This window comes from Polynucleobacter sp. MG-27-Goln-C1, assembly GCF_018881905.1.
GTDB lineage: Bacteria > Pseudomonadota > Gammaproteobacteria > Burkholderiales > Burkholderiaceae > Polynucleobacter.
The window spans coordinates 87,878-110,886 of the sequence record NZ_JACVPM010000003.1; the positions used below are offsets into that span (position 1 = coordinate 87,878).

Here is a 23,009-nt window from a genome sequence, read left to right on the forward strand (position 1 = left end):
TTGCATAATAAATAATTTAGATACTAATTATCTATTTATTAGATCAATACAGTTATCTCAATAAAGGCCCAAAACGCGCTTTTCGCTTATTAAAATCATTTGCGATGATCTTTCGTGCTAACTTGATAAGGCTTAAGTGATTGAACACCCTACATCTTCCCATTTATGAATATTCGCAGCATCTGGGCCCGCATTAAAGCTCATCCCTTAACCCGTGTTGGGCCGGGATTAGTGACGGGCGTTGCAGATGATGACCCAAGCGGAATCGTTACGTATTCTCAGGCTGGCGCTCAGTTTGGCCTCAATATGTTGTGGACTATGCCAGTTGCCTACCCCTTAATGTCGGCAATCCAGCTTTTGTGTGCACGTATTGGTCGGGTGACGGGGCGCGGTTTAGCGGCCAACATTAAAACCACTTTTCCGCCTGCGGTCTTGTTCTGTTTGGTGCTTTTATTACTCATTGCTAATGTCTTAAATATTGCCGCCGATATTGCTGCCATGGGTGAGGTCGCCGAACTTGTAACTGGAGTTAATTGGCACATCATGACAGCCTTCTTTGTCATGCTTACCCTCGTATTGCAAATACTGGTGCCATATCACCGTTATGTTTTTTTTCTGAGATGGTTAACGCTGTCTTTGTTGGCTTATGCAGCGGTTTTATTTACGGTGCACGTTCCTTGGGGTGAAGTTCTCTGGAGCACTTTGTTTCCAAAGTTCAGCTTTTCTCCCGAAGCTGCCGCAGTCATCGTAGGAATTTTTGGTACGACGATTAGCCCTTACTTATTTTTTTGGCAGGCCTCTCAGGAGGTTGAGGAGATGAAAGGTCACCATCAAGTTGATTTACTCTCTGAGAATAGTGCCACCATTAAGTCTGAGTTGCGTCGTATGAAATGGGACACCTGGAGCGGTATGCTGTATTCTAATGTAGCTGCCTACTGCATTATTTTGGCTACCGCTGTGACTTTGCATGCTGCCGGTATTAATGATATCAATACAGCTTCCCAGGCGGCATCTGCGCTAAAGCCTCTTGCTGGAAATTTTGCTTATCTCTTATTTTCTTTAGGAATTCTAGGTGTAGGTTTAATGGGTGTTCCAGTTCTAGCAGGTTCTGCTGCGTATGCTTTATCTGAAGTATTTGGCTGGCCAGCAAGTCTTGAAGATACCCCTTCGCATGCAGTAAGATTTTATGCAGTAATTGCACTCAGTGTATTAGGCGCACTCGTGATTCAGTACTCTCCCATTAGCCCCATGAAGGCATTGTTTTGGAGTGCCGTAATTAACGGCGTCGTTGCTGTGCCATTGATGGTGGCGATTCTGGTTCTGGCTTCCAGGGCCTCCGTTATGGGACCTCATACTGCTGGAAAGATCCTATTATTTTTGGGGTGGTTTGCTACGGCCTTGATGGCGCTCGCGGCAATATTAATGTTCTTAGGTTAGTTATCAATGATGCCAATTTTGTACTCATACCGAAGGTGCCCTTATGCAATGCGGGCGCGCATGGCATTAAAGTATGCTGGAATTCAGGTTGAGCACAGAGAGATTGCATTAAGAGATAAGCCGAAATCTATGCTGCTGGTATCACCAAAAGGAACTGTGCCAGTTCTATGTGTTGATGGGCTGATCTTGGACCAGAGCTTGGATATCATGCGCTGGGCTTTAGAGCAGTCTGACCCTGATGGCTGGGGCGAAGTTGATAAAGAAGTTTCTCAGACATGGGTTGAGAAAAATGATGGTCCATTTAAAGTACTGCTAGACCAGTACAAGTATCCAAATCGATTTCCGGATCTGAACCAAGAGGATGTTCTCAATAGCGCTATAGAGCTCATGCTTAAACCGATGGAGTACGCTCTCCAATCAAGCAAGTATTTGATGGGCGATAAGAAGTCTTTGGTGGATGTAGCCATTTTTCCATTTATCAGACAGTTTGCTGGAGTGAATCCGCAGCGGTTTGAAGGCTTACCATTTTCCTCAGTCAAGACATGGCTAAATCAACAACTTGAGTCAGATCTATTTAACTCAGTGATGATTAAGCATCCGACTTGGATAGATGCTTCCGAGTAAGAGGTGGAGTAGAAGTGAAAAACCATCAGAGGGTCGCTTTTGGTGTTGATGGTGGACCCAGCGAGATTCAAACTCACCACCAACGGATGGAATTAGCCTTCATTGGTGGGTATTAACCAGGATGTATAGTATCTAATAGCCCAATTCCGTTAGAAAAATAATGATTAAAAGTCTCCTTATGGTTGTTTTGCCGGCATTCACATTAAGTGCATGTATGGGCTCCATTACAGTTCTCTCAGTTCCAGAGGGGGCATTGATTAGCAGTAATAATGAGAGCATAGGTATTGCGCCTCATCGAATTGAGTTAACCCCAGATATCAGCAAGGCTATGCTAAAAGCTGAGGGTAGCTGTTACGAAGCTCCCTCATTCACGGCTAGATGGGCAAGTGGCGCTATAGCTTCCTCGCCCGTAACGCCCCTATGTGACGGGCTTAATGGAAATTACCGAATTTTCATCAGAAGGCCAGTGGATGCCCCTGGCTTAAATAAAGATCTTCAGGTGGAGGCTCGTCGAGAAGAGGCGGCAGCAAGAAGGCGGGAGGCTAGGGCAATTAATAATGAAGCAAATTCAGAAGAGGGTGGCCCGAGTCTAATATCGATTGGTGGCTGGCAAATTTATTAAGATCCTGTTGCGTGATATTTACGCATTGATGAGTTACCAGCCAAAAGAAAAAGCCACCCGAAGGTGGCTTTTGTATTACTGGTGGGTCGGGCGAGGTTCAAACTCGCGACCAACGGATTTCAGGAATTTACCTTGTTAATAGCAATATCACCATAGTGGTGCGTGTTAGCAAGGACACGCAGTATTTACTAGTGGTTTAATTAAATAACCTCGTTTAGCTGTTTTAACATTTTGCTAAAACTATCGCACTCGATGGACTCTGCTCTAGCGGATCATTAATGAAAGGTGCACCATGGGCACTCAATTTTTCAGTTTCAAAAGATTGTTTGTATTGCCTTTATTTGGATGTTTATTCGCCACTTGCCAGTTGGCTTCAGCTCAACAGGCGCCAAATTTGATTGGTACTTGGGTTGGCGAGACTAATGATGCTGTTATTGGTGCAGGCACCCACTATCCGAATGGTAAGTCTGGTGAAATTCGTTTTTTGAAATCAGTAGTGACTTATAAGTTTGATCAGCAAAAGAATCGCGCCTTTTCAGGTACCTTTAGTATCGCTGGACATACTGTACCCATCGTTGGCTCCGTGAGCGCTGATATGGTGAGCGGTGCTATGGCTGACCAAGATGGTACTTATAGTTTTAAAGTACTCAATCCTAATCAACTTGCAGTGTGTTTTGCTACCACTACAACTGTTCCAAAGAATAAAGATGCTGGTCCGGTTGCTGATTGTCATGAGGTCACTAGAAAATAGTTGACCGAATAAAGAAAAAGCCACCCAAGGGTGGCTTTTTTATTGCGGGCGTGTCGGGCGAGAATAACTTCATCCACCCATCATTTTCTACTTAATTGGTAATCTGCAAATAAGGCGCATTAGAGATGGAAATCAAACCTTGATAGGGATTACTAAAAGTCAAGGAGATGATGCAAAGCGGAGTGGTGATGGTGAGGGTTGAGATGAGCATGGCTAGCATCAAAGCCTTGGGCTTGGAAGAGTGGGTAAAGGCAACGGTAATCAAAACCAAAACACCTAAAAAGAGTAATGCATACCAACGAATAGGATGGACATCGATAGTGGCATAGGCTAGTCGCGTTTCTCGGGCAGTGTTGACTAAATTGAATGCGCTTAATAACGCTTTAGATTCAGCCTTATCGGGGAGCATGTTTGCGGCTTTAAATGTAGTTGCTCTCAAAGCGATAAATTTTTCATCAGCCTCTGGTGATATGGATCGATTTTTCGATAATGTTTTCCATTCATCATGAATGATGGACTGTGTATATGTCTTTGCAGCTCCAGGCAGATCAATTTCTTTGGGTATTGGGATTGAATTAGCGAGACTGATAATGTTGAGAATGCCCTGACTCTCGTTTTTAATAGCCTTAGTGGCGATACTGTAGTTGTCCCAGATAGATGTTGCCAGGAGGGCGGCAGTTAGTGAAAACAGCACTGCAGGAAGACTAAAGAAGGGGGCAACAATCCCTTCATATTGTTCAACGAAGTGTTTATTCTCTGGGTGGATAACAAGCCAAGTAATCAGAGTTGAAAGACTTGTGAAGCCAATCAACAGGGCGAGGATCAGGGTGGTGTCACTTTGAAAAATTAAGTTTTGCAATTTGCACTCTTTTAAATAAGACAGCTTATGTATGAAACTACCGAATCAGTGTGTGGGAAAGATGACGTTTTTTTAAAATCCCCGATTGCAATTAATAAATCAATAAATTGTCATGAGGGGTTGCTACAGTTGACGGTTAATCGGCTAGTTTCATGGTGAAGTCACCATTGTCGCTAGTTGTGGCTGTCCTATTAGCTTCGTTATAAATAATGCTTCCAGTGCCAACCATGTTGACAATCAAGTCTGGGTTGTTTGGTGAAATAATGAATCGATAGGTTTTACCGCTTGAAAATTCATAGCTCTTAGAAAACATCCCATAAGAATAAGACCAAGGATTGTCTACTTTCAGGGCATGAGTGCCTGACTGGATATTGATCTGGCAACTATCACCATTCGGAATGGCACATACTTCAGTGCTGTCTACATACACCCTTGCATTTTCTCGGCTGGCTAATATCTTATTTTCACGGTTAAAAATGAGGCTAACATCTCCCCCGGGATCTTTTAATGCAGGAACTATTACGGGCGTACTTTGGCATCCAGCGACGAGAGCGAGCAAGCTAGTACTTAGTAATTTTTTGTAGGCCATGTTTACCCGGGCAATGTATTTCATCTTAGATATACATTACCCTAATTTTGCCTTTGTACCCAAAGCGATCTTGAGTCAAAAAAAAGCCACCCGAAGGTGGCTTTTGGTATTACTGGTGGGTCGGGCGAGATTCGAACTCGCGACCAACGGTGTTTAGACCGTAAGTTGCCGCTGCTTAATGAGTTCTGCGGCAGGGATCCGCACTATCTTGCCATCAACGGTAGTTACGATTGCGGTGTTCGTTTGAATTGCTAAGTCAATTGCTGCTTGCCCAGCACGTTGCATGGCGTAATAAGATCCAACAATATCGGGATCAGGCGAATTGAGGATCTGCTCAACAGTGGTGTAACCAACGCTTTTGTTTGGCAGTTTATTTTTTTCCATAAGCGGCATCATGATCTGGTTCAATTAATAAAACCCTTAGGAAATGATCTTCTCTGAAGCCAATTCCCCGGACTGATTTGCTAACTCGAAATGAGTAGAGTGCATCAATGCCTTTTGGTGTGGGAATACTATGAATCTTTTCCCACTTTAATCCCTTATCGCGGTAAACCTGGTTCCAGGTCAATTGCGTGATTTTCTCAAAAGTGGCAAAGGCTTTCTCTTGCTCAGTTGGCTCCAGACTCTCCCAGGTTGATTGGAAGATGGGGTTATTCAGATCAAGCTCAACTAAGGGTTCAGGCTTTGCGTTTCGCGCCATGAGCTTTAGCCATTTTTAGTTTAGAAAGGTCAGTTGCTTTGGTCGGCGATTTTTGTGCCCAGGCTAATGCTGCTGATAAGTCCTTTTTAATGGCTGGCGTATGTATCCAACGCTCATTGTCGGGGATAACTGTTGCGGTACGAATCACCCAAACGCCAGGTTCAGGCGTTTCCACTAATACCTGACGTCCTGCATGCTCTTTCCCAAGCGAGATCTGCCCACTGGATCCAATGGATTTAATAACTTGATGATCTATTACTGCGCCCATAGCATTCTCCTATATTCATGCCGCATGATTACATTATAGCATGAATTTATAAAAAACCGATGTGGAAAGATTCCCCTGGGAAGGGTAAGCCCACATTAGAGTCACTGCTTAATGACCGGCACGTGATTACAGGCAAGCACTTAATTAAGCAACAAAAAGAAGTTGCTCTTGAGGCTGCACGTCAAAAAGCCGTATTAGAAGAAGCTATTGAGTTTGAGCAGAGAAATCGCAGGAGTAGGGCAGAGAAAGCCTAGGTTTTCGGGAAACACGACAATATAGTTTTTTAATTCACAAACAGTTTTTCTAAATACCAGGTTCCAACTACAGCGATGCGTTCAACAGTCTCAAAATCAGTCAATATCGATGTTTTAAAAAGTCGAGGAAAAAGCGGTGCCACCGTAATTAAGTTGATGATGGCGTGTAACGATATGTCTTTAGCAAATCAAGCTCTAGGAGAATGGAGAAAGCCTCAGTTACCGCACAAAACATATCGCCAAAAAGGTGCTGGTATGTATTTCATCAGGACCCAAATGAGTCATCTTTACGAAGGTTTCCAGGTTATAGATGCAATATCAAAAGACCCGCTTCTACTTAAGGTGGTTGAGAATTGCGATATAAGAACCAAACAATCATTTGATCAACTGATTAGATTTTTGCCAAAAGGTGATAGAAGGGCTGAATTAGAGGGCTTGATTGGCATCATAAGAAATACTATGACCTTTCATTATGATGAGTCGAGCAAGTTGATAACTAGAGCTATTGAGGATTTGGCAAGCCAGTCATCAACAAGGATTTCGTCAATTACACGAGGAAATAGAGCGCATTTCTGGAACTTTAAAGTTGCAGATGAAATAGCCAACAATGTAGTAGTTCATCAAATATGGAAAATTGACAAAAATTCTGACATTGATGAAAAAGCAGATGAAATGGCAGATAAGATGGATGAGGTATTTCTCTGCTTTATGGACTTTGCCGGTGAGTTCATTTGGAAATACTGCAGTTCTTAGAGCCCCCCACGGCCCTCCACGGTAACCCAGCGCCTTCCATCCCCACTCGAAACGTCCAATAGATTGCCTATTGTTCCGAACAGTCCACACATTTCACCAACCTAGAAAGACAAAACCCCCACTATTGCTAGTGAGGGTTTCTTGATGCTGGTGGGTCGGGCGAGATTCGAACTCGCGACCAACGGATTAAAAGTCCGCTGCTCTACCGACTGAGCTACCGACCCAGTAAGACAGAAATTATAGCAAGAACTTGGTTGGCCTTGCCTCGGTTTGCTGAGTTTTCCCTCTACGCCTTGTAGTTACAAGAGCGCTACGCGTTTGCCCGTCTAGCAACTGGTGGATTTTTTGAGAAATAGTCCTTAATTCCCCTCAAAATAGCCTCTGCAATACGGTCTTGGTAGGCGTCGTCATTGAGGCGAGCCTCTTCCTGAGGGTTGCTAATAAAGGCAGTTTCTACCAGGATAGATGGGATATCGGGGGCCTTGAGAACCGCAAAGCTGGCTTGCTCAACTTTCCCTTTGTGTAGCGGTGCAAATCCACTAATTTGTTTGAGGATCGATGTGCCTACTTGAAGTGAGTCTTTGATCTGGGCAGTTGTAGACATATCCAGCAATAGATTTGCTAATTGCTTATCTTGGGTTTTGATATTGATGCCACCAATGAGGTCGGAGGCATTTTCTTTATTAGCCATCCAGCGGGCGGTAGTGCTACTGGCACCCATTTGAGATAAGGCAAAGACTGAAGCCCCTTTTGCTCTTGGCTCAATAAAGGCATCTGCATGAATGGAGACAAATAGATCTGCTTCTACTCGACGTGCTTTTTGTACGCGAGTATGTAGCGGTACAAAGTAATCACCATCTCTAGTGAGGAACGGACGCATATAGGGATCATTTTCAATCTTGTCACGCAAGCGTTTGGCAATTGAGAGCACTACATGCTTTTCTTTGGAGCCCATAGTGCCAATTGCGCCTGGATCTTCTCCGCCATGACCAGCATCGATTGCAATAGTGATGAGTCGTTTATGTTTTGCTAGCGCAGGAGGCTCCTTCACATCTGGGATTGCTTGAGCTACCGGAGCCCTTGGGGCATCCTTTTCTTTTTTGGTAGCGAACTGTGCAATCAGGTCAATCTCTTCGTTGGCTTTTTCTAGAGCACTTTCTTTGCGGGCACTGCTCTTCACTAATTCCATTAAAGGATCGGGCGGGATCGCGGGGTAGAGATCGAGCACCATACGGTATTGATACTCGGCAATGGGATCTAGCGTAAAGAGCTGAGGTTTGACTGGCTCCTTAAGATCAAATACCAAGCGCACCATGCCAGGCTGGAATTGACCTACTCGAATTTGTGAAACATAAGGATCGTTCGGTTTGACTTTGGCAACTAAGTCTTTCAGGGTGGAATTCAATTCCATACCTTGAACATCGACCACTAAGCGATCGGGATTGGTAAGCAGTTGCTGGGTAATCGGTAATGCTTTATCTGACTCTAGGGTGATGCGCGTGTAATCCTCTGCGGGCCAGATACGTACACCCAAAATCTTGGATCCCCAAGCGATCTCCGCCTCACTGAAGAAGAGGATAAAGCCCAACATCTTTGCTGAAGTCTTGAGATGCTTTCTTCTGGAGGAATTAATCAGGGGTTTGCTCATCTCTATTGGGTTTGCATCTTTTCGATAACAACTATTCCTTGGGTGGAGTTGGCTTTGAAACTAATATCTCTTGCATTCTCGTCATCACCAGTAAGAAGATGAATTTCAATATCAAAAGCGGGCAGGGTGCCTTCGGCTTTTTCTGGCCACTCCACTAAACAGAATCCGGGCTCATCAAAATGCTCTGCAAAGCCAGCTTCTTGCCACTCTAGCGGATCTCTCATGCGGTAGAGATCGAAGTGGTGTGCTGTGACATTTGTAGCAGTGGATGGATTGCTGCGATTCATTTGAATGGGGTAAGGCTCACACAAAGTGTAGGTGGGACTCTTGACTCGACCCTCATATCCCAGCGCTTGTATTAGATGGCGAGCAAAGGTGGTCTTGCCGGCTCCCAGATCACCCTCTAGGGAGATATTGAGGTGAGCGCTTTGATCTGCTTGGAAAAGATGGCTAAGGCTGCTGGCAAGCTTTTGCGCTAAAGCAGTGGTATCCGCTTCTTGCCTACAATATTGATTAAATGAATTCTGAGCCATTTGCCTAGTTTATTCAATTATTGAGCTACATTCTGTATTCCTAATGACTTCTTCTCAAATACCGAACTCTGTTGATCAAGCCAATCTGCGTGAATGGCTAGATGAGCAATCTCGTGTGCTCGGTTTTGATGGTTTGCGTATTACCGATACCCATCTTGGATCAGCTACAGATAGGCTGCATGAGTGGTTAGAGCAGGGTCGCCATGGTCAGATGGAATATATGTCTAGGCATGCCAATGTTCGCTCTGATCCGAGCATGCTAGTTCCAGGAGCCGTCAGAGTCATTTGCGTCACCATGAATTACCTATCACCCACCATTGATTTTGACAATGAGTGGGATAGATTGAAGGACTCTACTCAAGCTGTGGTCTCAGTGTATGCAAGAGGGCGCGACTATCACAAGGTCATGCGTAATCGTTTACAAGAATTTGCGCAACTGATTGAAAAGAAAATTGGATCGTTTGGTTATCGTGTCTTTACGGATTCAGCGCCATTGATGGAGGTTGAGTTGGCTCGTAAGGCAGGCTTAGGCTGGCGAGGTAAACATACACTGCTGCTAAATCGTGAATCCGGATCGACATTCTTTTTAGGTGAAATCCTAGTCGATGTTCCACTACCGATTGACCAAGAAGAAGAGTCCCATTGTGGAACCTGCCAAGCCTGTATTGATATTTGCCCAACACAGGCCATTACTGCGCCTTACCAATTAGATGCGCGACGCTGCATCTCGTATTTAACGATTGAAAATCCGGATGCCATTCCGTTAGAGTTTCGTAGGGCGATGGGTAATCGCGTTTACGGATGCGATGACTGCCAATTGATTTGCCCTTGGAATAAATTTGCGCAAAGATCTACCTTGCCAGATTTTGCTGAGCGTCATGGCCTTGGCAGAGCAAGTCTCTTGCAACTTTGGTCTTGGGCTGAGGATGAATTTGAAAAGCGCCATGAGGGCAGTGCCATCCGCCGTATCGGTTACTCCCGCTGGCGCAGAAACTTAGCGGTGGCTATGGGCAATGCTCTAGCTGATAGCGCTGTACCTAAGGCAGATAAAGACTTGCTGCGAAGGGCTCTGAGCGATGCTTTGCCCGTGGCAGACGCCTTGGTCGCCGAGCATATCCAGTGGGCGTTGGGTTCTTAAGCTCGGTTTGGAAATGTTGCCCCCATCTCACTTACAATGATTTCATGTCATCAGCCGATCAACCGTATATAGACCCTAGCGAAATTGCTCTAGAGGGTTCAGCAGCACAGCGTTTTAAAAATCGCAGTGAGGCTTTCTGGACCGGCATTCGGGATGCTGCAGGGGCGCCAGCCATGGTCTTGTTTGCTGGCATGGTGGGCTTTGGGGCGATGGGCAAAACCAATGGAATGGATGCTTGGTTCACTGGAGCCACCAGCTTCTTAATGTTTGCCTTGCCTGGCCAGGTAGTTTTGCTGGAAATGGCGATTACTGGATCATCAGTCTTGGCAATCATTTTGGCCGTATCACTGACGTCTACTCGCTTCATCACGATGACAGTAACCCTCTTTCCGCAGTTCCATGAGAAAGATCGCAATCATCGCCTCTATGCTTCGGTGCATTTGTTAGCAATGACCGCTTGGGCGATCTCGATGCGCGAGTTTCAGACGATGGAAGCAAAACATCGCCTGAGTTATTTTGTTGGCTTGGGATTGTTATGTTGGCTCATCTCTATTCCCGGAACTATCTTGGGATATTTTCTAGCCGGTATGGTTCCCGCTGCAATTACGCTTGGCCTCGTTTTCATCAACCCATTATTCTTTTTGCTGACCTTTACCGAGGTCAAGCCTTGGATTAATCGGATTGCAATTGGCTTGGGCTTTGTGCTCGGACCTTTTTTCTTCATCTTGGATCGCGATACTAGCTTGCTCACTACTGGCTTGGTAGCAGGTACAGCTGCTTACTTCTTTGATCGCAAGGTATTGCGTAAGAAAGCAGGGGTCGTCAGCTGATGAATGCCGCTCTTCAAGGATGGGGTTTATGGATTGCCTTAGCTGGCGCCACAATCGGGACCTACTTCTGTCGCGCGATTGGTGTCCTTCTTGCAAAACGAATTAATCAAGATAGCGAGATCTTTCGCTGGCTCGCAGCAGTAACTTATGCGATGGTTGCTGCCTTAGTGGTCAGAATGATTTTGATGCCGATTGGCCTTCTGGCAACCGTCCCTGTATGGATTCGGATTCTGATCTGCGTTCTCAGTATTGGCGTGATGGTGTCTAAGCCAACACGCCGTCTCGTTCCAGCCTTATTGACTGGAACACTTTTGATGCTCGCTTACGGCGTAATGCGCTAAGTCAATCACCCTAGTAATTTGGTTTAGAGATGGGCTGCCAGAATTTTGGCAATATGCACAGCATCTCTTTGTGTGCCATCGACAATTTGGTGGCGACAGCTTGTTCCATCCGCAACCACCCAACTATCTGGCGCTTTACGTATTGCAGGCAATAGGCTGGCTTCTGCCATTTGCTTTGACACTTCAATATGTTCGGCTTCATAACCAAAGCTACCCGCCATGCCGCAACAAGAGGACTCAATAAGCTTAGGCTCAGCATTGGGGATTAGCTTTAAGAGTTCCATTGCTGGCGTAACAGCAGCAAATGATTTTTGATGGCAATGCCCATGAAATAACACGGGGCGCGAAGCAGGTTTTAATTGCAGCTTGAGCTTCCCACTCTTTACTTCGCTAGCTAAGAACTCCTCTAAAAGCTGTACATGCTGACCTACCGTCACTCCGCGTTCACCAAAACCCATCACCAATGCTTCATCCTTTAAGGTAAAGAGGCAAGAAGGCTCGAGACCAATTATCGGGATATCTTTTTCAGCAAACGGGGCAAGATGATTTACTAATTCATCTAAGCTGGCTTTAGCCTTATCCACCATACCGGCGGCTAGGTAAGTGCGACCACAGCAGAATTCTTTAGAGCAGCTATTTGGTGTTGAGCTTGCTTGTGCGTTTTGCTGATCCAAGCGCTTCTGTGGAATATGTACACGATATCCAGCAGCCTTCAGAACAGCTAATGCGGCTTGTAAGTTTTCATCTTCAAAGTAAGCATTGAAGGTGTCGGCTAACAGCACCACACCCTTATTGCCATTTGTATCGGCCTTACTCAGCTCTGCCGGGGTAAATTGATAGGATGTAATAGCGCTCTTATCGCTCCAGAATGTTTTGGATTTCCAGATCGGTAGACTTCTTTGAGCAGAGATTCCCATGACCCATTCTTGCAATTTAGCAATCGGCGCAATGTGATTGCGAAGATTGAGTAGGGCAGGAAGGCCTGGAATACTGCTAATTATTGGGGCGTATTTAGGTAGGTAGGCAACTGCTAAATCGCGCAGCGTATGACCGGTTCGCTTCTTATAGGCTGACAGAAACTCAATTTTCATCTTCGCCATGTCTACGCCAGTTGGGCATTCACGACGGCAGGCTTTGCAACTGACACAGAGCTCCATTACTTCTTTAATGGCATCGCTTCCGAGTGGTGAGCTTTCATCTTTGATATCCAGTTGATTGGAGAGTGCGAGACGCAGGGTGTTGGCGCGACCACGGGTGAGGTGTTTTTCATCGCGTGTAACGCGATAGCTTGGGCACATCACTTCTGCATCGAACTTGCGGCAGTGGCCATTGTTATTGCACATCTCAACGGCTTTGGCTAAGCCCATTGCAGGGTCGCCGCCAGTACCAGGCGCACTCGTTTCTTCAGTAACGGGATTGTTTTGTACGTTCCAGGCAGACCAATCTAAAGCCGGTTGCAGTGGAATCACTTTATAGCTTGGCGGAAAGCGGAAGTTGCTTGCATCATCCATCTTGGGTGGATCAATGATCTTGCCGGGATTAAATAATCCATTGGGATCAAACGCATGCTTGATTTCTGCGAGAGCTTCAGTAATCTTGGGGCCAAACTGCCAAGAGATCCATTCGCCACGGCACAGTCCATCGCCGTGCTCGCCGCTATAGGCGCCTTTGTATTTTCGAACGAGTGCTGAAGCTTCTTCTGCAACTGCACGCATCTTTTGTGCGCCATCGCGACGCATATCTAAGATCGGGCGGACATGGAGGGTGCCAACAGAAGCATGCGCATACCAAGTCCCACGCGAGCCGTATTTAGAAAATACATCTGTCAGTGCTTGGGTGTATTCAGCAAGACTTTCTAGTGGGACTGCGCAGTCTTCAATGAAGCTGACTGGCTTACCGTCACCCTTCAGACTCATCATAATATTTAAGCCGGCCTTACGCACTTCCCATAAATTCTTTTGTAAGCCCGCATCAGGCATTGCAACTACTGAACCCGGAAGTCCCAAGTCGCTCATGAGGCTTTGCAAGGATTTGAGTTTCTCGAGCAAGGGCGCATGCGCTTCTCCTGAGAACTCTACTAATAAAATGGCTTCAGGCGTTTGAGCATTAGCATCAATCAGCGCTGTCTCAATGGTTTTCTTGAAACTCGGGTTGTGGCGCGCTAAGTCAATCATGGTGCGATCCACTAACTCAACAGCAGTAGGCCCCAGTTTGACAATATGCTGCGCGCTATCCATCGCTTTAAAGAAGCTGGCGAAGTTCACTACTCCAAGCACCTTGTGTTGCGGTAATGGCGCTAGTTTGAGTTCAAGCGATTTGAAGTAAGCCAATGTGCCTTCGCTGCCCACTAAGAGGTGCGCTAGATTGACACTACCGTCTTGAGTGTAAGGGCGCTCGCTTTGCGGATGGAACACATCGAGGTTGTATCCAGCAACACGTCGCAATACTTTAGGAAAGTTGGCTTCGATTTCAGGTTGGAGTGTATTAGCAAGACCTTTTACAAAGTCACCGAGTTGTTTTGCAGCGCCAGAGCTATGCGCATAATTACCAAAGCTGGCGATCTGCCCATTTGCTAACCAGGCATCAATTCCTAAAACGTTGTGCACCATATTGCCGTAAGCAATCGAGCGGCTACCGCAGGAGTTATTACCCGCCATGCCACCGATCGTTGCCTGTCCTGCAGTGGAGACGTCTACGGGATACCAAAGGCCGTGGGGTTTCAGTGCAGCATTAAGATGATCTAAAACAATGCCAGGCTCAACTACTGCAGTCGCCTTTTTTGGATCTGCATGCAAGAGTTTACGAAAGTATTTGGTGTTATCAATGACGAGTGCTGTACCAGTGGTCTGGCCACACTGACTAGTACCTCCGCCACGCGGCAAAACTGGGACACCCAGATCCGCTGCAATTTGGATGGCAGTCGCAATATCTTCAGCGGTTTTAGGTACAAAGACGGCAACAGGCATGGCTTGATAGATCGAGGCATCGGTTGCGTAACGTCCGCGACTAGCCACGTCTGTCATGACTTCGCCAGAGGTTTCTTGTTTCAGGCGCTTTGCTAGCTCTGCCTTATTGGCAACGAATTCCGGTAAGGGCAAATCCAGTGGCTTGTTCATGCTGCAACTTTCTCTTGAGATTCTGAGTCAACTAATTGAATCACCACATCGCGCTTATTCATAACATGCTGCATCATGACTTTGCGCATACGAACGCTATCGCGTGCCTTTAATGCATCCAACATTTCTTGGTGTTCCCCAACGGCTTTTTCCCATTTCACGCCATCTTGGTTGGAGCGAAAGCGGAGCGCCTCGATGCGCGCGTTAACCTGAGTAAATAGCTGGCTTAAGACGGGGTTGTTCGCTGCGTGATTAATTGCTTGATGAATTTTGAGATTAAGTCGGTAGTAGCTAGAAAGATCTCTACGCGCGTAAGAGGCCATCATTTCGTATTGAAGTGCTTCAAGTTCGATGAGTGCTTGATCACTAATGTTTTGCGCTGCTAACTCCCCAGAGTAGCCCTCTAAGTTTGCGATCACATCAAATGTGTGAATGATGTCGTCCCGAGTTAGTTGCACTGCGATTGCGCCCCGGTTAGCAATCAATTCAACCAATCCATCGGCGGCTAAGCGACGAATCGCCTCACGAATAGGGGTACGCGATACATTGAGTTGTTCTGCTAGCTCACGTTCATTGAGTTTGCTGCCGGGAGTGATCGCACCCTCCACCAATAAAGATCGGAGCTTTTGAAAGGTCGCTTCGTGTAAGTTTTGGGTATTTGGGGGTGCCGTGAGCATCATTTGAAATGCCTTAAATTTGTATACATATTTACTATAACCCATCAATAAGCATAAATAACGCTATAAAAGCCTTATTTTTTACTTATTTGATAAATATTTTGCATACAAAATTGTCAATTGCCAAAAAGTAACTTACACTGGCTTGCAAGATTAACTACAAAAACCAAGCGAGACTCAGCATGCTAAAACTAGATAACCACCTCTCAGGACGTCATTTCTTACACATTCCCGGCCCAAGTCCAGTGCCTTCACGCATTTTGCGGGCAATTAGCTACCAAACGATTGACCACCGCGGCCCAGAATTTGGCGCATTTGGCCTCAAGGTTTTGGATGGCATTAAGAAGATTTTTAAGACTGAGCAGCCTGTGATTATTTATTCCGCTTCTGGAACCGGTTCTTGGGAAGGTGCTTTAGTTAATGTGCTCAATCCTGGCGATAAGGTGCTCTTTTATGAAACCGGCCACTTTGCAAACTTGTGGCGCGCTCTGGCCAAAAAGATTGGCATCGAGGTTGAGGTCATTGGAAAGCCTGGTCAAGATACATGGCGCTGGGGTATAGATGCAGCGGTAATTGAAGAGCGCTTACGCAAAGATACTCAGCATGAAATCAAGGCAGTTTGTGTAGTACACAACGAAACTTCAACTGGTATGACATCCAATATTGCTGCGGTTCGCAAGGCGATTGATGATGCAAAACATCCAGCGCTATTACTCGTGGATAGCGTATCTGGCTTGGGTTCGGCCGATTATGAGCATGACAAATGGGGTGCTGACGTAACCGTTTCCGGCTCACAAAAAGGTTTGATGTTGCCTCCAGGGATTGGCTTTAATGCTTTGTCACCAAAAGCGATTGAAGCAAGTAAGCACAGCAAAATTCCAAAAGCCTATTTAGCTTGGGATGAAATTTTAGAGTCGAATAAAACAGGTTACTGGCCAACTACTCCAAGTACTAATTTGATGTACGGTTTGCATGAAGCAATCGATATGATGCAAACCGAGGGCATGGATACGATTTTTGCTCGCCATCAACGTTTGGCAGAAGCTTGTCGTCGCGCAGTTGCAGCCTGGGGTCTTGAGAACCAGTGTTTAGACCCAAATGCCTATTCACCAGTATTAACAGCGATTGTGGTTCCAGAGGGAATGGATGCGGATGTGCTGCGTAAGCATGCCTTAGAAAAGTTCAATCTTTCGCTTGGAACCGGCTTGGGCAAGCTCAAAGGCAAGATTTTCCGTATCGGCCATCTTGGTGATTGCAACGAATTGAGCCTGATGGCCGCATTAAGTGGCGTAGAGATGAGTTTTAGCTCTATTGGGTACAAACCTAAGGCCAGCGGTGTTGTTGCAGCCCAAGAGTACCTAAAGTAAGGCTTGGTCGGCAGACTCAACCTATAATTCACCATATATATCAATAGCATTAGAGACAGAGAGATTAATCATGTTGGCAACTAAACCGTATTTAACCCAGGCTGATGTTCAAAAGATTTTGGATGCAGCGGATAAGCATGCAGCAGCAAATAACTGGGCAGTGACTATCGCCGTTTGTGACGATGGTGGTCATCTGTTGGGTTTAATTCGTCGCGATGGTTGCGCTCCTGTCTCAGCTTACATTGCCGAAGAAAAAGCGCGCACTGCTGCAATGGGTAAGCGCGAGAGCCGTGTCTACGAAGAAATTATTAATAACGGACGCGTTTCCTTTTTATCTGCCCCACATATTTCGGGCATGTTGGAAGGTGGCGTCAATATCGAGGTAAATGGGTTTACCATCGGCGCAGTCGGCGTTTCCGGCGTTAAATCGACTGAGGATGCCGAAACCGCGAAGGCCGGCATTGCAGCCATTCTGTAAGTTACCTTGACAAATACTGTTCCTGAAATAAATTCCCCTACCGGCGCTACCGAGAGTAGCGCCACCCCAGCAACAATTACCTTTGCTGACTTTGGATTAGATCCAAAGATTCAAAAAGCGGTATCTGAGCAGGGTTACAACACCCCAACTCCGATTCAAGCGCAATCTATCCCGCACGTTTTGGCGGGAAGCGATTTGATGGGCGCTGCCCAAACGGGTACTGGTAAGACGGCGGCTTTTGTGTTGCCGATCATTCAAAAGATTCTGCGTCACGCTAGCAGCAGCGCGTCTCCTGCTCGCCATCCAATTCGTGCTCTGGTATTAACGCCGACTCGTGAGTTGGCTGTTCAGGTTGCTGAGAACGCAGCGAGTTATTCCAAGCACACCGATTTACGCGCTGCTGTAGTTTATGGCGGCGTAGATATGAAAGAACAGGTAGCAACATTGCGTGGTGGCGTAGAGATTTTAATTGCCACTCCAGGTCGTTTGCTTGATCACATTGGCTCTAAGGTGGCCAATCTTTCACAGGTGGAAATTCTCGTATTGGATGAAGCGGATCGCATGCTCGATATGGGCTTCTTGCCTGACTTGCAGCGCATTATTGATTTGATTCCAGCGCAGCGCCAAACACTTTTGTTCTCGGCAACGTTTTCACCAGAGATTAAAAAATTAGCGCAAAGTTATTTGCGTACACCGGTCACTGTTGAAGTGGCTCGTCAGAATGCCGCAGCAGATACTGTCAAGCAAGTGGTGCATATGGTTTCTAGTGCTGACAAGCAGCGCGCGATTGTGAAAGTGCTTGAAGCGCGTACGCGTCAAGGTTTATCTCGTCAGTGCATCATCTTCACTAACAGCCGTTTAGGTTGCGCTCGATTGGCGCGCTCATTGGAGCGCGATGGTATTAAAGCGGGCGCGATTCATGGTGATAAGAGTCAGGGTGAGCGCACTTTAACGCTGGATGCATTTAAGTCTGGTGCGATTGAAGCTCTGGTTGCAACTGACGTAGCTGCACGTGGTTTGGATATTCCTTCGATGCCATGCGTGATTAATCATGAGCTGCCATTTAATGCGGAAGATTTTATTCACCGCATCGGCCGTACTGGTCGTGCAGGCAGCAAAGGTGATGCGATTGCATTGGTCGATGCCAGTGAAAAGCGTTTGCTCGACGATATTGAAAAGTTGATGAAGCGTAAGTTGGATATTCAACCGCTACCTGAAGGTAGTCCTAGCTCTGCACCAACTAGAACTTCGTCAAGATCAGATGCGCCGGTAAAAATGTCAGATCCATTTTTCTATAAGCCGTATGAGCCTAGCGCTGCTGCACAGCCAAACGCTAGCGCTACAAATTCAGAAGAGAAAAAAGTGGGTATCACTCCCGCAAGGCCAGCTGTCGGCGCCTTACTCGGTGGATTTAAGAAGAAGTAATTTTTCTATCCCAAGCCTGGGTGGCTGCTAAAAGCCACTCAGCAATCGAAGTATCTTTTCCGTCCGGAAGATCTCTTAATCCTAAATGTCCTGCAGCTTTACGTAATTCTTGTAAAGCCTGCTGCGCACTCTCAGTATGTATGGCACTTGCTAAAGTTTGCTTGCTCAGTTTTTCACCATGCGCATCGAGCACTAGTGGTAGATGCAAGTAGTTCGGTGTTGCATATCCTAAAACGTGTTGAAGATGAATTTGTCTTGCCGTGTTATTGAGTAAATCTGCGCCACGCACGATGTGCGTTATTCCTTGTTCGGCATCATCTACCACTACGGCAAGTTGATAAGTAAATATCCCGTCTCGACGCCGCAGTACAAAATCTCCTACTTCTTGATTCAGATCCTGACTTTGCCTGCCTAGGGCTATATCTTCAAAATGAAGGATGAGTTCTGGGGGGAGGGCGAGTCTCCAAGCCACCCCATCCAAGAGAACGCTTTCATCCTTGTATGTGAGTATGTCCTGGGGGCGGCAGGTTCCGGGGTAGACCATCTCTTGGTTGCGAGGGGTAATGACTCCGCAAGCCTCTAGGGTGTTTGCAATGCTTTGCCGGGAGCAGGTGCATGGATAGACGATTTGAAGCCGATTTAAGCTCTCCAGAGCCTTTTTATAGCCCTCTTGATGCCTGGATTGCCAAGTCGGCTCCTCGTCCCAGGTGAGGCCGCAGGCAAGCAATTGGCGCAAGATTTCTTGATCCGCCCCCGGAATGCAGCGGGGGATGTCTAAATCCTCGATTCTAAGCAACCATTTCCCTTGATTTTGTCGGGCATCCAGCCAGCTTCCCAGGGCCGCAACTAGCGATCCCGCGTGAAGCGGGCCGGTGGGCGAGGGGGCAAAGCGCCCGCGATAGCCGTCGGCTGGGGATGAGGGGTTTTTCAGGTTCGGCACAGCTAAAATGATCTCATGGCTTCACCCCGTTTTGTTCATCTGCGCGTCCATTCCGAGTTTTCTATTACGGATGGCGTCGTTCGCATTGACGATGCGGTTGCTGCGGCTGAAAATGACGGGATGGGGGCCTTAGCGCTCACTGATTTAAGTAATTTATTTGGTTTGGTTCGTTTTTACAGTGCCGCACGCTCTGGTGGAATTAAGCCAATTGCGGGCGCGGATGTTTGGGTGAGCAATCCTCAGGACCCAGATCAACCCTATCGTCTATTACTCTTGGTGCAAAACCACTCTGGCTATCTCAATCTATGTCAGTTGCTGAGTAAGGCCTCCCTAGAAAATCAGACACGCGGTCGTGCTGAGGTAGATCCTAAATGGTTTAGTGAGCCCGCTTCTAAAGCAGAAGATAAAGCTGTAAAAAGAACGCTAGCGTACGGATTGATTGCGCTTTCGAGCGGACGTTGGGGTGATGTTGGTGCTGCGCTGTTGGCTGGTCAAGAAGATCAGGCCAAAGAGGCCGCTAAACACTGGGCGACATTATTTCCAAATTCTTTTTACATTGAAGTTCAACGTGGCGGTCATCCCCAAGATGAAAAACAGCTGCAGCTTGCCTGTCACCTAGCCAGTGAATTAGATTTACCGATTGTTGCTACGCATCCTGTGCAGTTCATGCAACGCAGTGATTTCACAGCCCATGAGGCGCGGGTGTGTATCGCAGAGGGTGAGCTTCTAGGCAATCCCCGTCGCACCAAGAAATTTAATGAAGAGCAATATTTCTTATCCCAAGAGGAGATGGAAAAGCGCTTTGCAGATTTACCTGTTGCACTCGCTAATTCAGTTGAGATTGCCAAACGTTGCAACCTCTCGTTGACCTTAGGTCAGCCACGCTTACCGGATTTTCCAACGCCGCCTGGAATTACGCTCGACGATTATTTGTTGCAGCAATCGGAGATTGGCTTGAAGCGCCATATGGAGCGCAACTTCCCCGATCCAGAAGAGCGCGCCAAGGAAGAGGCTCGCTATCACGAGCGCTTAGTCTTTGAGGTGAAGACGATTGCTCAAATGGGCTTCCCAGGTTACTTCTTGATTGTTGCGGACTTCATTAACTGGGCAAAAAATAATGGTGTACCTGTAGGCCCAGGTCGTGGATCTGGCGCTGGCTCTTTGGTTGCTTACTCACTCGGTATTACTGACCTAGATCCATTGCGCTACAACCTCCTCTTTGAGCGCTTCCTTAATCCTGAGCGGGTGTCTATGCCCGACTTCGATATTGACTTTTGTCAGCATGGGCGCGATCGCGTTATTCAGTACGTAAAAGATAAATACGGCAAAGATGCGGTTAGTCAGATCGCTACCTTTGGAACAATGGCTGCGCGCGCAGCAATTCGTGACGTGGGTCGTGTGCTCGAGCAAGGCTATAACTTTGTGGATGGTATCGCTAAGTTGATTCCAAATAAGCCAGGTCAGTACATGACTATTGAAATGGCGAAGAAGGAAGAGAAGCAATTAGGTGAACGTGAAAAGAACGAAGATGAAGTTCGTCAACTGCTGTCTCTTGCCCAGCAATTAGAGGGTATGACCCGCAACGTCGGTATGCATGCGGGTGGCGTATTAATTGCTCCAGGCCGTTTAACCGATTTTTGCCCGCTCTATACCCAAGAAGCAAAAGACTCTAAAGATCAAGAGAGTGGCTCCGTCATTAGTCAGTTTGATAAAGATGACGTAGAGGCAATCGGCTTAGTAAAGTTTGACTTCTTAGGTTTAACAACGCTGACGATTTTGGCGGCTGCTGAAAAGTGGATTAAGACGCTGCATGCTGATCGTAAAGATTGGAATATCGGTGAGATTCCACTCGATGATGAAAAAGCTTTTGAGGTTTTAAAGAATGCCAATACGGTCGCCGTCTTCCAGTTAGAAAGTCGCGGCATGCAAGGCATGCTTCGTGAAGCCAAGCCTGACCGCTTCGAAGACATTATTGCGCTCGTCGCGCTGTACCGTCCAGGTCCAATGGACTTGATCCCGGACTTTATTGAGCGTAAGCATGGACGTCAAAAAGTAGAGTATCCAGATCCGCGTATTGAGCCAGTTCTGCAAGAGACCTACGGCATCATGGTCTATCAAGAGCAGGTGATGCAGATGGCCCAGATGATCGGTGGCTACTCACTCGGTGGCGCGGATATGTTGCGTCGTGCGATGGGTAAGAAGAAGCCTGAAGAGATGGCGCAGCATCGCAAGATTTTTAGTGATGGTGCAAAAGCAGGCGGCATTACCGAAGGCAAAGCCAACGAGATTTATGACTTGATGGAGCGTTTTGCAGGCTATGGATTTAATAAATCCCATGCTGCTGCTTATGCACTCCTAGCATATCAAACTGCTTGGCTAAAGGCTTATTACCCAGCTGAATTTATGGCGGCCAACTTATCGCTCGCAATGGATGACACCGATAAGGTGAAGATTCTGTATGACGATTGTTTGGCAAATAATATTCGCGTGTTCTCACCTGATATCAATACTGGTGTTTATGTGTTCACACCATTGCGTGCGCCAGATGCTGCACCAGATTCACCAATCAGTCATATTCGTTATGGCTTAGGTGCCGTAAGAGGTACTGGTGAGGCAGCAATTGAAGTAATTGTGAAGGCGCGTGAGTCTGGCGGACCGTTCAAAGATTTATTTGACTTCTGTGCCCGCGTCGATCGTAGACAGGTGAATCGTCGTGCGATTGAGGCATTGATGCGTGCTGGGGCTTTTGATGGCTTATATAAAGACTCCATTCCTGCAGGTGGCAATCCTTACGATATTCGATCTACTTTACTGGCTTCTTTGGCTCGCGCAATTGAGGCGGCTGAACAAGCCGAGGCCTCTATAAACCAAGTCAGTTTGTTTGAGGTAGCAGGCGAAGAAGATCGCCATCTACCTGAGTTAGTGCGCGAACCAGTCTGGTCTGAGAAGAAGCGTCTGCAGGATGAGAAAAGTGCCCTAGGTCTTTGTTTGACTGGCCACATGTTTGATGCCTATCGCGACGAGACTGCGCATTTTATTCGCCAGCCATTGTCTAAGGTGACTGAGGGCAAAGATCAGTTGATCGCCGGCATTATTACTTCTGCTCGCATGCTAACTGGTCAGCGTGGCCGTATGATGATTGCAACAATTGATGATGGAACTGCTGCAATTGAGGTGACTCTCTACAGCGAGGTGTATGAACCGAATCGCTCTTGGCTCAAAGAAGATGAATTGCTGGTAGCCAAGGTAAACGTCACGCCCGATAAGTTTTCTGGTGGAATGCGTATCGTGTCAGAGGCGGTGATGGATATTACGGGTGCCCGCATGCGTTTTGCGCGCAATGTACATCTATCGATCGATTCAGCAATTGATCTTAAATCCTTGCGTAGCCAAATTGGACCTTACTTAATGAGCAATCGCGTGCGAGATCCTAAGTTAGGGCCTGCAGCAGCCTCTATGCCAAGCGCCAGTGAGGGGCTCAAAGGTTTAATGCTTACGGCTGCAGTCACTACCAGTGGCGGCGCCTGTCTAATGCAATTCCCAGAAGAGTTGCGCATCTATCCTGATGATGCTTGCTTACATAGCCTGAATCAAATTTTGGCTGCCAAGCAATCCAATACCGTTCAGGTTCAGTACCACTAAATCATTAGTAGTCAAAC

23 protein-coding genes and 1 tRNA gene are annotated in these 23,009 nt (G+C 46.8%); 13 read left to right on the forward strand and 11 right to left on the reverse strand.

Annotated elements, in window-relative coordinates:
- Nucleotides 1–165: 165 nt before the first annotated feature.
- From ICN14_RS08580 to ICN14_RS08595, 4 genes are all read left to right on the forward strand, one after another.
- Nucleotides 166–1,437, forward strand: coding sequence for an Nramp family divalent metal transporter (locus ICN14_RS08580; RefSeq protein WP_216226057.1), 1,272 nt, complete (start codon nt 166–168; stop codon nt 1,435–1,437).
- Between the two features lie 9 nt (nt 1,438–1,446).
- Nucleotides 1,447–2,061, forward strand: coding sequence for a glutathione S-transferase (locus tag ICN14_RS08585; RefSeq protein ID WP_255536032.1), 615 nt, complete (start codon nt 1,447–1,449; stop codon nt 2,059–2,061).
- Between the two features lie 160 nt (nt 2,062–2,221).
- Nucleotides 2,222–2,683, forward strand: coding sequence for a hypothetical protein (locus ICN14_RS08590; RefSeq protein ID WP_216226059.1), 462 nt, complete (start codon nt 2,222–2,224; stop codon nt 2,681–2,683).
- A gap of 292 nt (nt 2,684–2,975) precedes the next feature.
- The gene (locus ICN14_RS08595) at nt 2,976–3,434 is read left to right on the forward strand and encodes a hypothetical protein (protein WP_216226060.1); all 459 of its coding nucleotides are present in this window, start codon (nt 2,976–2,978) and stop codon (nt 3,432–3,434) included.
- 91 nt (nt 3,435–3,525) lie between these two features.
- On the opposite strand, the gene ICN14_RS08600 is transcribed toward ICN14_RS08595, so the two are convergent.
- The 5 genes from ICN14_RS08600 to ICN14_RS08620 all read right to left on the reverse strand — a co-directional run bounded on the left by ICN14_RS08600 (nt 3,526) and on the right by ICN14_RS08620 (nt 5,850).
- Complete coding sequence (locus ICN14_RS08600) at nt 3,526–4,293, reverse strand: DUF4239 domain-containing protein (protein WP_216226061.1); 768 nt, start codon at nt 4,291–4,293, stop codon at nt 3,526–3,528.
- Nucleotides 4,294–4,429: 136 nt separating this feature from the next.
- The gene (locus tag ICN14_RS08605) at nt 4,430–4,906 is read right to left on the reverse strand and encodes a hypothetical protein (RefSeq protein ID WP_216226062.1); all 477 of its coding nucleotides are present in this window, start codon (nt 4,904–4,906) and stop codon (nt 4,430–4,432) included.
- 129 nt (nt 4,907–5,035) lie between these two features.
- Nucleotides 5,036–5,266 carry a hypothetical protein gene (locus ICN14_RS08610; protein ID WP_216226063.1) on the reverse strand — a complete coding sequence of 77 codons (231 nt, stop codon included), beginning with the start codon at nt 5,264–5,266 and terminating at the stop codon, nt 5,036–5,038.
- Nucleotides 5,253–5,582: a hypothetical protein gene (locus tag ICN14_RS08615; protein WP_216226064.1), complete on the reverse strand. Its 330-nt coding sequence runs from the start codon at nt 5,580–5,582 to the stop codon at nt 5,253–5,255. The genes ICN14_RS08610 and ICN14_RS08615 overlap by 14 nt, the downstream gene beginning before the upstream one ends.
- Nucleotides 5,560–5,850: a hypothetical protein gene (locus ICN14_RS08620; RefSeq protein WP_216226065.1), complete on the reverse strand. Its 291-nt coding sequence runs from the start codon at nt 5,848–5,850 to the stop codon at nt 5,560–5,562. Before ICN14_RS08620 ends, ICN14_RS08615 begins: the two co-directional genes overlap by 23 nt.
- 59 nt (nt 5,851–5,909) lie before the next feature.
- Here ICN14_RS08620 and ICN14_RS08625 point away from each other — a divergent pair, with 59 nt between their 5' ends.
- Nucleotides 5,910–6,104, forward strand: a complete 195-nt coding sequence (locus ICN14_RS08625) for a hypothetical protein (protein WP_216226066.1) — start codon at nt 5,910–5,912, stop codon at nt 6,102–6,104.
- Between the two features lie 75 nt (nt 6,105–6,179).
- Nucleotides 6,180–6,857 carry a hypothetical protein gene (locus ICN14_RS08630; protein ID WP_216226067.1) on the forward strand — a complete coding sequence of 226 codons (678 nt, stop codon included), beginning with the start codon at nt 6,180–6,182 and terminating at the stop codon, nt 6,855–6,857.
- A 148-nt stretch (nt 6,858–7,005) separates the two neighbouring features.
- Here ICN14_RS08630 and ICN14_RS08635 read toward each other — a convergent pair.
- From ICN14_RS08635 to tsaE, 3 genes are all read right to left on the reverse strand, one after another.
- A tRNA-Lys gene (locus ICN14_RS08635) sits at nt 7,006–7,081 on the reverse strand.
- Between the two features lie 86 nt (nt 7,082–7,167).
- Nucleotides 7,168–8,505, reverse strand: a complete 1,338-nt coding sequence (locus tag ICN14_RS08640; protein ID WP_216226068.1) for an N-acetylmuramoyl-L-alanine amidase — start codon at nt 8,503–8,505, stop codon at nt 7,168–7,170.
- Nucleotides 8,506–8,507: 2 nt separating this feature from the next.
- Nucleotides 8,508–9,038, reverse strand: coding sequence for a tRNA (adenosine(37)-N6)-threonylcarbamoyltransferase complex ATPase subunit type 1 TsaE (tsaE, locus tag ICN14_RS08645; protein WP_216226069.1), 531 nt, complete (start codon nt 9,036–9,038; stop codon nt 8,508–8,510).
- 43 nt (nt 9,039–9,081) lie between these two features.
- Between tsaE and queG the strand changes: the two genes are divergently transcribed.
- Genes queG through ICN14_RS08660 form a run of 3 tightly spaced genes read left to right on the forward strand, consistent with a single transcriptional unit; the run spans nt 9,082 to nt 11,347 of the window.
- Entirely contained in the window at nt 9,082–10,176 is a 1,095-nt protein-coding gene (queG, locus tag ICN14_RS08650) for a tRNA epoxyqueuosine(34) reductase QueG (protein WP_216226070.1), read from the forward strand.
- A gap of 44 nt (nt 10,177–10,220) precedes the next feature.
- Nucleotides 10,221–11,006, forward strand: coding sequence for an AzlC family ABC transporter permease (locus tag ICN14_RS08655; protein ID WP_216226071.1), 786 nt, complete (start codon nt 10,221–10,223; stop codon nt 11,004–11,006).
- A complete protein-coding gene (locus tag ICN14_RS08660) occupies nt 11,006–11,347 on the forward strand; it encodes an AzlD domain-containing protein (protein ID WP_216179062.1) in 342 nt (113 codons plus the stop codon). The genes ICN14_RS08655 and ICN14_RS08660 overlap by 1 nt, the downstream gene beginning before the upstream one ends.
- A gap of 23 nt (nt 11,348–11,370) precedes the next feature.
- Here the strand turns inward: ICN14_RS08660 and ICN14_RS08665 are convergent, their stop codons facing one another.
- Both ICN14_RS08665 and ICN14_RS08670 read right to left on the reverse strand, forming a co-directional pair.
- On the reverse strand, nt 11,371–14,463 hold the full coding sequence (locus ICN14_RS08665; protein ID WP_216226072.1) for an FAD-binding and (Fe-S)-binding domain-containing protein: 3,093 nt from the start codon (nt 14,461–14,463) through the stop codon (nt 11,371–11,373).
- A complete protein-coding gene (locus ICN14_RS08670) occupies nt 14,460–15,143 on the reverse strand; it encodes a GntR family transcriptional regulator (protein WP_255536024.1) in 684 nt (227 codons plus the stop codon). Before ICN14_RS08670 ends, ICN14_RS08665 begins: the two co-directional genes overlap by 4 nt.
- 179 nt (nt 15,144–15,322) lie before the next feature.
- Between ICN14_RS08670 and ICN14_RS08675 the strand changes: the two genes are divergently transcribed.
- The 3 genes from ICN14_RS08675 to ICN14_RS08685 all read left to right on the forward strand — a co-directional run bounded on the left by ICN14_RS08675 (nt 15,323) and on the right by ICN14_RS08685 (nt 18,410).
- Nucleotides 15,323–16,507: an alanine--glyoxylate aminotransferase family protein gene (locus ICN14_RS08675; RefSeq protein WP_216226073.1), complete on the forward strand. Its 1,185-nt coding sequence runs from the start codon at nt 15,323–15,325 to the stop codon at nt 16,505–16,507.
- Between the two features lie 73 nt (nt 16,508–16,580).
- Complete coding sequence (locus tag ICN14_RS08680) at nt 16,581–16,985, forward strand: heme-binding protein (protein WP_216226173.1); 405 nt, start codon at nt 16,581–16,583, stop codon at nt 16,983–16,985.
- A 6-nt stretch (nt 16,986–16,991) separates the two neighbouring features.
- A complete protein-coding gene (locus ICN14_RS08685; protein ID WP_216226074.1) occupies nt 16,992–18,410 on the forward strand; it encodes a DEAD/DEAH box helicase in 1,419 nt (472 codons plus the stop codon).
- On the opposite strand, the gene gluQRS is transcribed toward ICN14_RS08685, so the two are convergent.
- Nucleotides 18,397–19,350 (reverse strand): tRNA glutamyl-Q(34) synthetase GluQRS, encoded by a 954-nt coding sequence (gene gluQRS, locus ICN14_RS08690; RefSeq protein ID WP_370624838.1) that lies wholly within the window; start codon nt 19,348–19,350, stop codon nt 18,397–18,399. The two genes, ICN14_RS08685 and gluQRS, sit on opposite strands and share 14 nt — an antisense overlap.
- Before the next feature lie 15 nt (nt 19,351–19,365).
- Between gluQRS and dnaE the strand changes: the two genes are divergently transcribed.
- Nucleotides 19,366–22,992, forward strand: a complete 3,627-nt coding sequence (gene dnaE, locus ICN14_RS08695; protein WP_216226075.1) for a DNA polymerase III subunit alpha — start codon at nt 19,366–19,368, stop codon at nt 22,990–22,992.
- Nucleotides 22,993–23,009: the final 17 nt, after the last annotated feature.

Coding starts and splice junctions, on each gene's coding strand:
- ICN14_RS08665 (WP_216226072.1), bottom strand. CDS start 14,463: ATGAACAAGCCACTGGATTTGCCCTTACCGGAATTCGTTGCCAATAAG.
- ICN14_RS08605 (WP_216226062.1), bottom strand. CDS start 4,906: ATGAAATACATTGCCCGGGTAAACATGGCCTACAAAAAATTACTAAGT.
- ICN14_RS08660 (WP_216179062.1), top strand. CDS start 11,006: ATGAATGCCGCTCTTCAAGGATGGGGTTTATGGATTGCCTTAGCTGGC.
- ICN14_RS08630 (WP_216226067.1), top strand. CDS start 6,180: ATGCGTTCAACAGTCTCAAAATCAGTCAATATCGATGTTTTAAAAAGT.
- dnaE (WP_216226075.1), top strand. CDS start 19,366: ATGGCTTCACCCCGTTTTGTTCATCTGCGCGTCCATTCCGAGTTTTCT.
- ICN14_RS08590 (WP_216226059.1), top strand. CDS start 2,222: ATGATTAAAAGTCTCCTTATGGTTGTTTTGCCGGCATTCACATTAAGT.
- ICN14_RS08640 (WP_216226068.1), bottom strand. CDS start 8,505: ATGAGCAAACCCCTGATTAATTCCTCCAGAAGAAAGCATCTCAAGACT.
- ICN14_RS08670 (WP_255536024.1), bottom strand. CDS start 15,143: ATGATGCTCACGGCACCCCCAAATACCCAAAACTTACACGAAGCGACC.
- ICN14_RS08580 (WP_216226057.1), top strand. CDS start 166: ATGAATATTCGCAGCATCTGGGCCCGCATTAAAGCTCATCCCTTAACC.
- queG (WP_216226070.1), top strand. CDS start 9,082: ATGACTTCTTCTCAAATACCGAACTCTGTTGATCAAGCCAATCTGCGT.
- ICN14_RS08655 (WP_216226071.1), top strand. CDS start 10,221: ATGTCATCAGCCGATCAACCGTATATAGACCCTAGCGAAATTGCTCTA.
- ICN14_RS08615 (WP_216226064.1), bottom strand. CDS start 5,582: ATGGCGCGAAACGCAAAGCCTGAACCCTTAGTTGAGCTTGATCTGAAT.
- ICN14_RS08620 (WP_216226065.1), bottom strand. CDS start 5,850: ATGGGCGCAGTAATAGATCATCAAGTTATTAAATCCATTGGATCCAGT.
- ICN14_RS08610 (WP_216226063.1), bottom strand. CDS start 5,266: ATGGAAAAAAATAAACTGCCAAACAAAAGCGTTGGTTACACCACTGTT.
- ICN14_RS08585 (WP_255536032.1), top strand. CDS start 1,447: ATGCCAATTTTGTACTCATACCGAAGGTGCCCTTATGCAATGCGGGCG.
- ICN14_RS08625 (WP_216226066.1), top strand. CDS start 5,910: ATGTGGAAAGATTCCCCTGGGAAGGGTAAGCCCACATTAGAGTCACTG.
- tsaE (WP_216226069.1), bottom strand. CDS start 9,038: ATGGCTCAGAATTCATTTAATCAATATTGTAGGCAAGAAGCGGATACC.
- ICN14_RS08675 (WP_216226073.1), top strand. CDS start 15,323: ATGCTAAAACTAGATAACCACCTCTCAGGACGTCATTTCTTACACATT.
- ICN14_RS08595 (WP_216226060.1), top strand. CDS start 2,976: ATGGGCACTCAATTTTTCAGTTTCAAAAGATTGTTTGTATTGCCTTTA.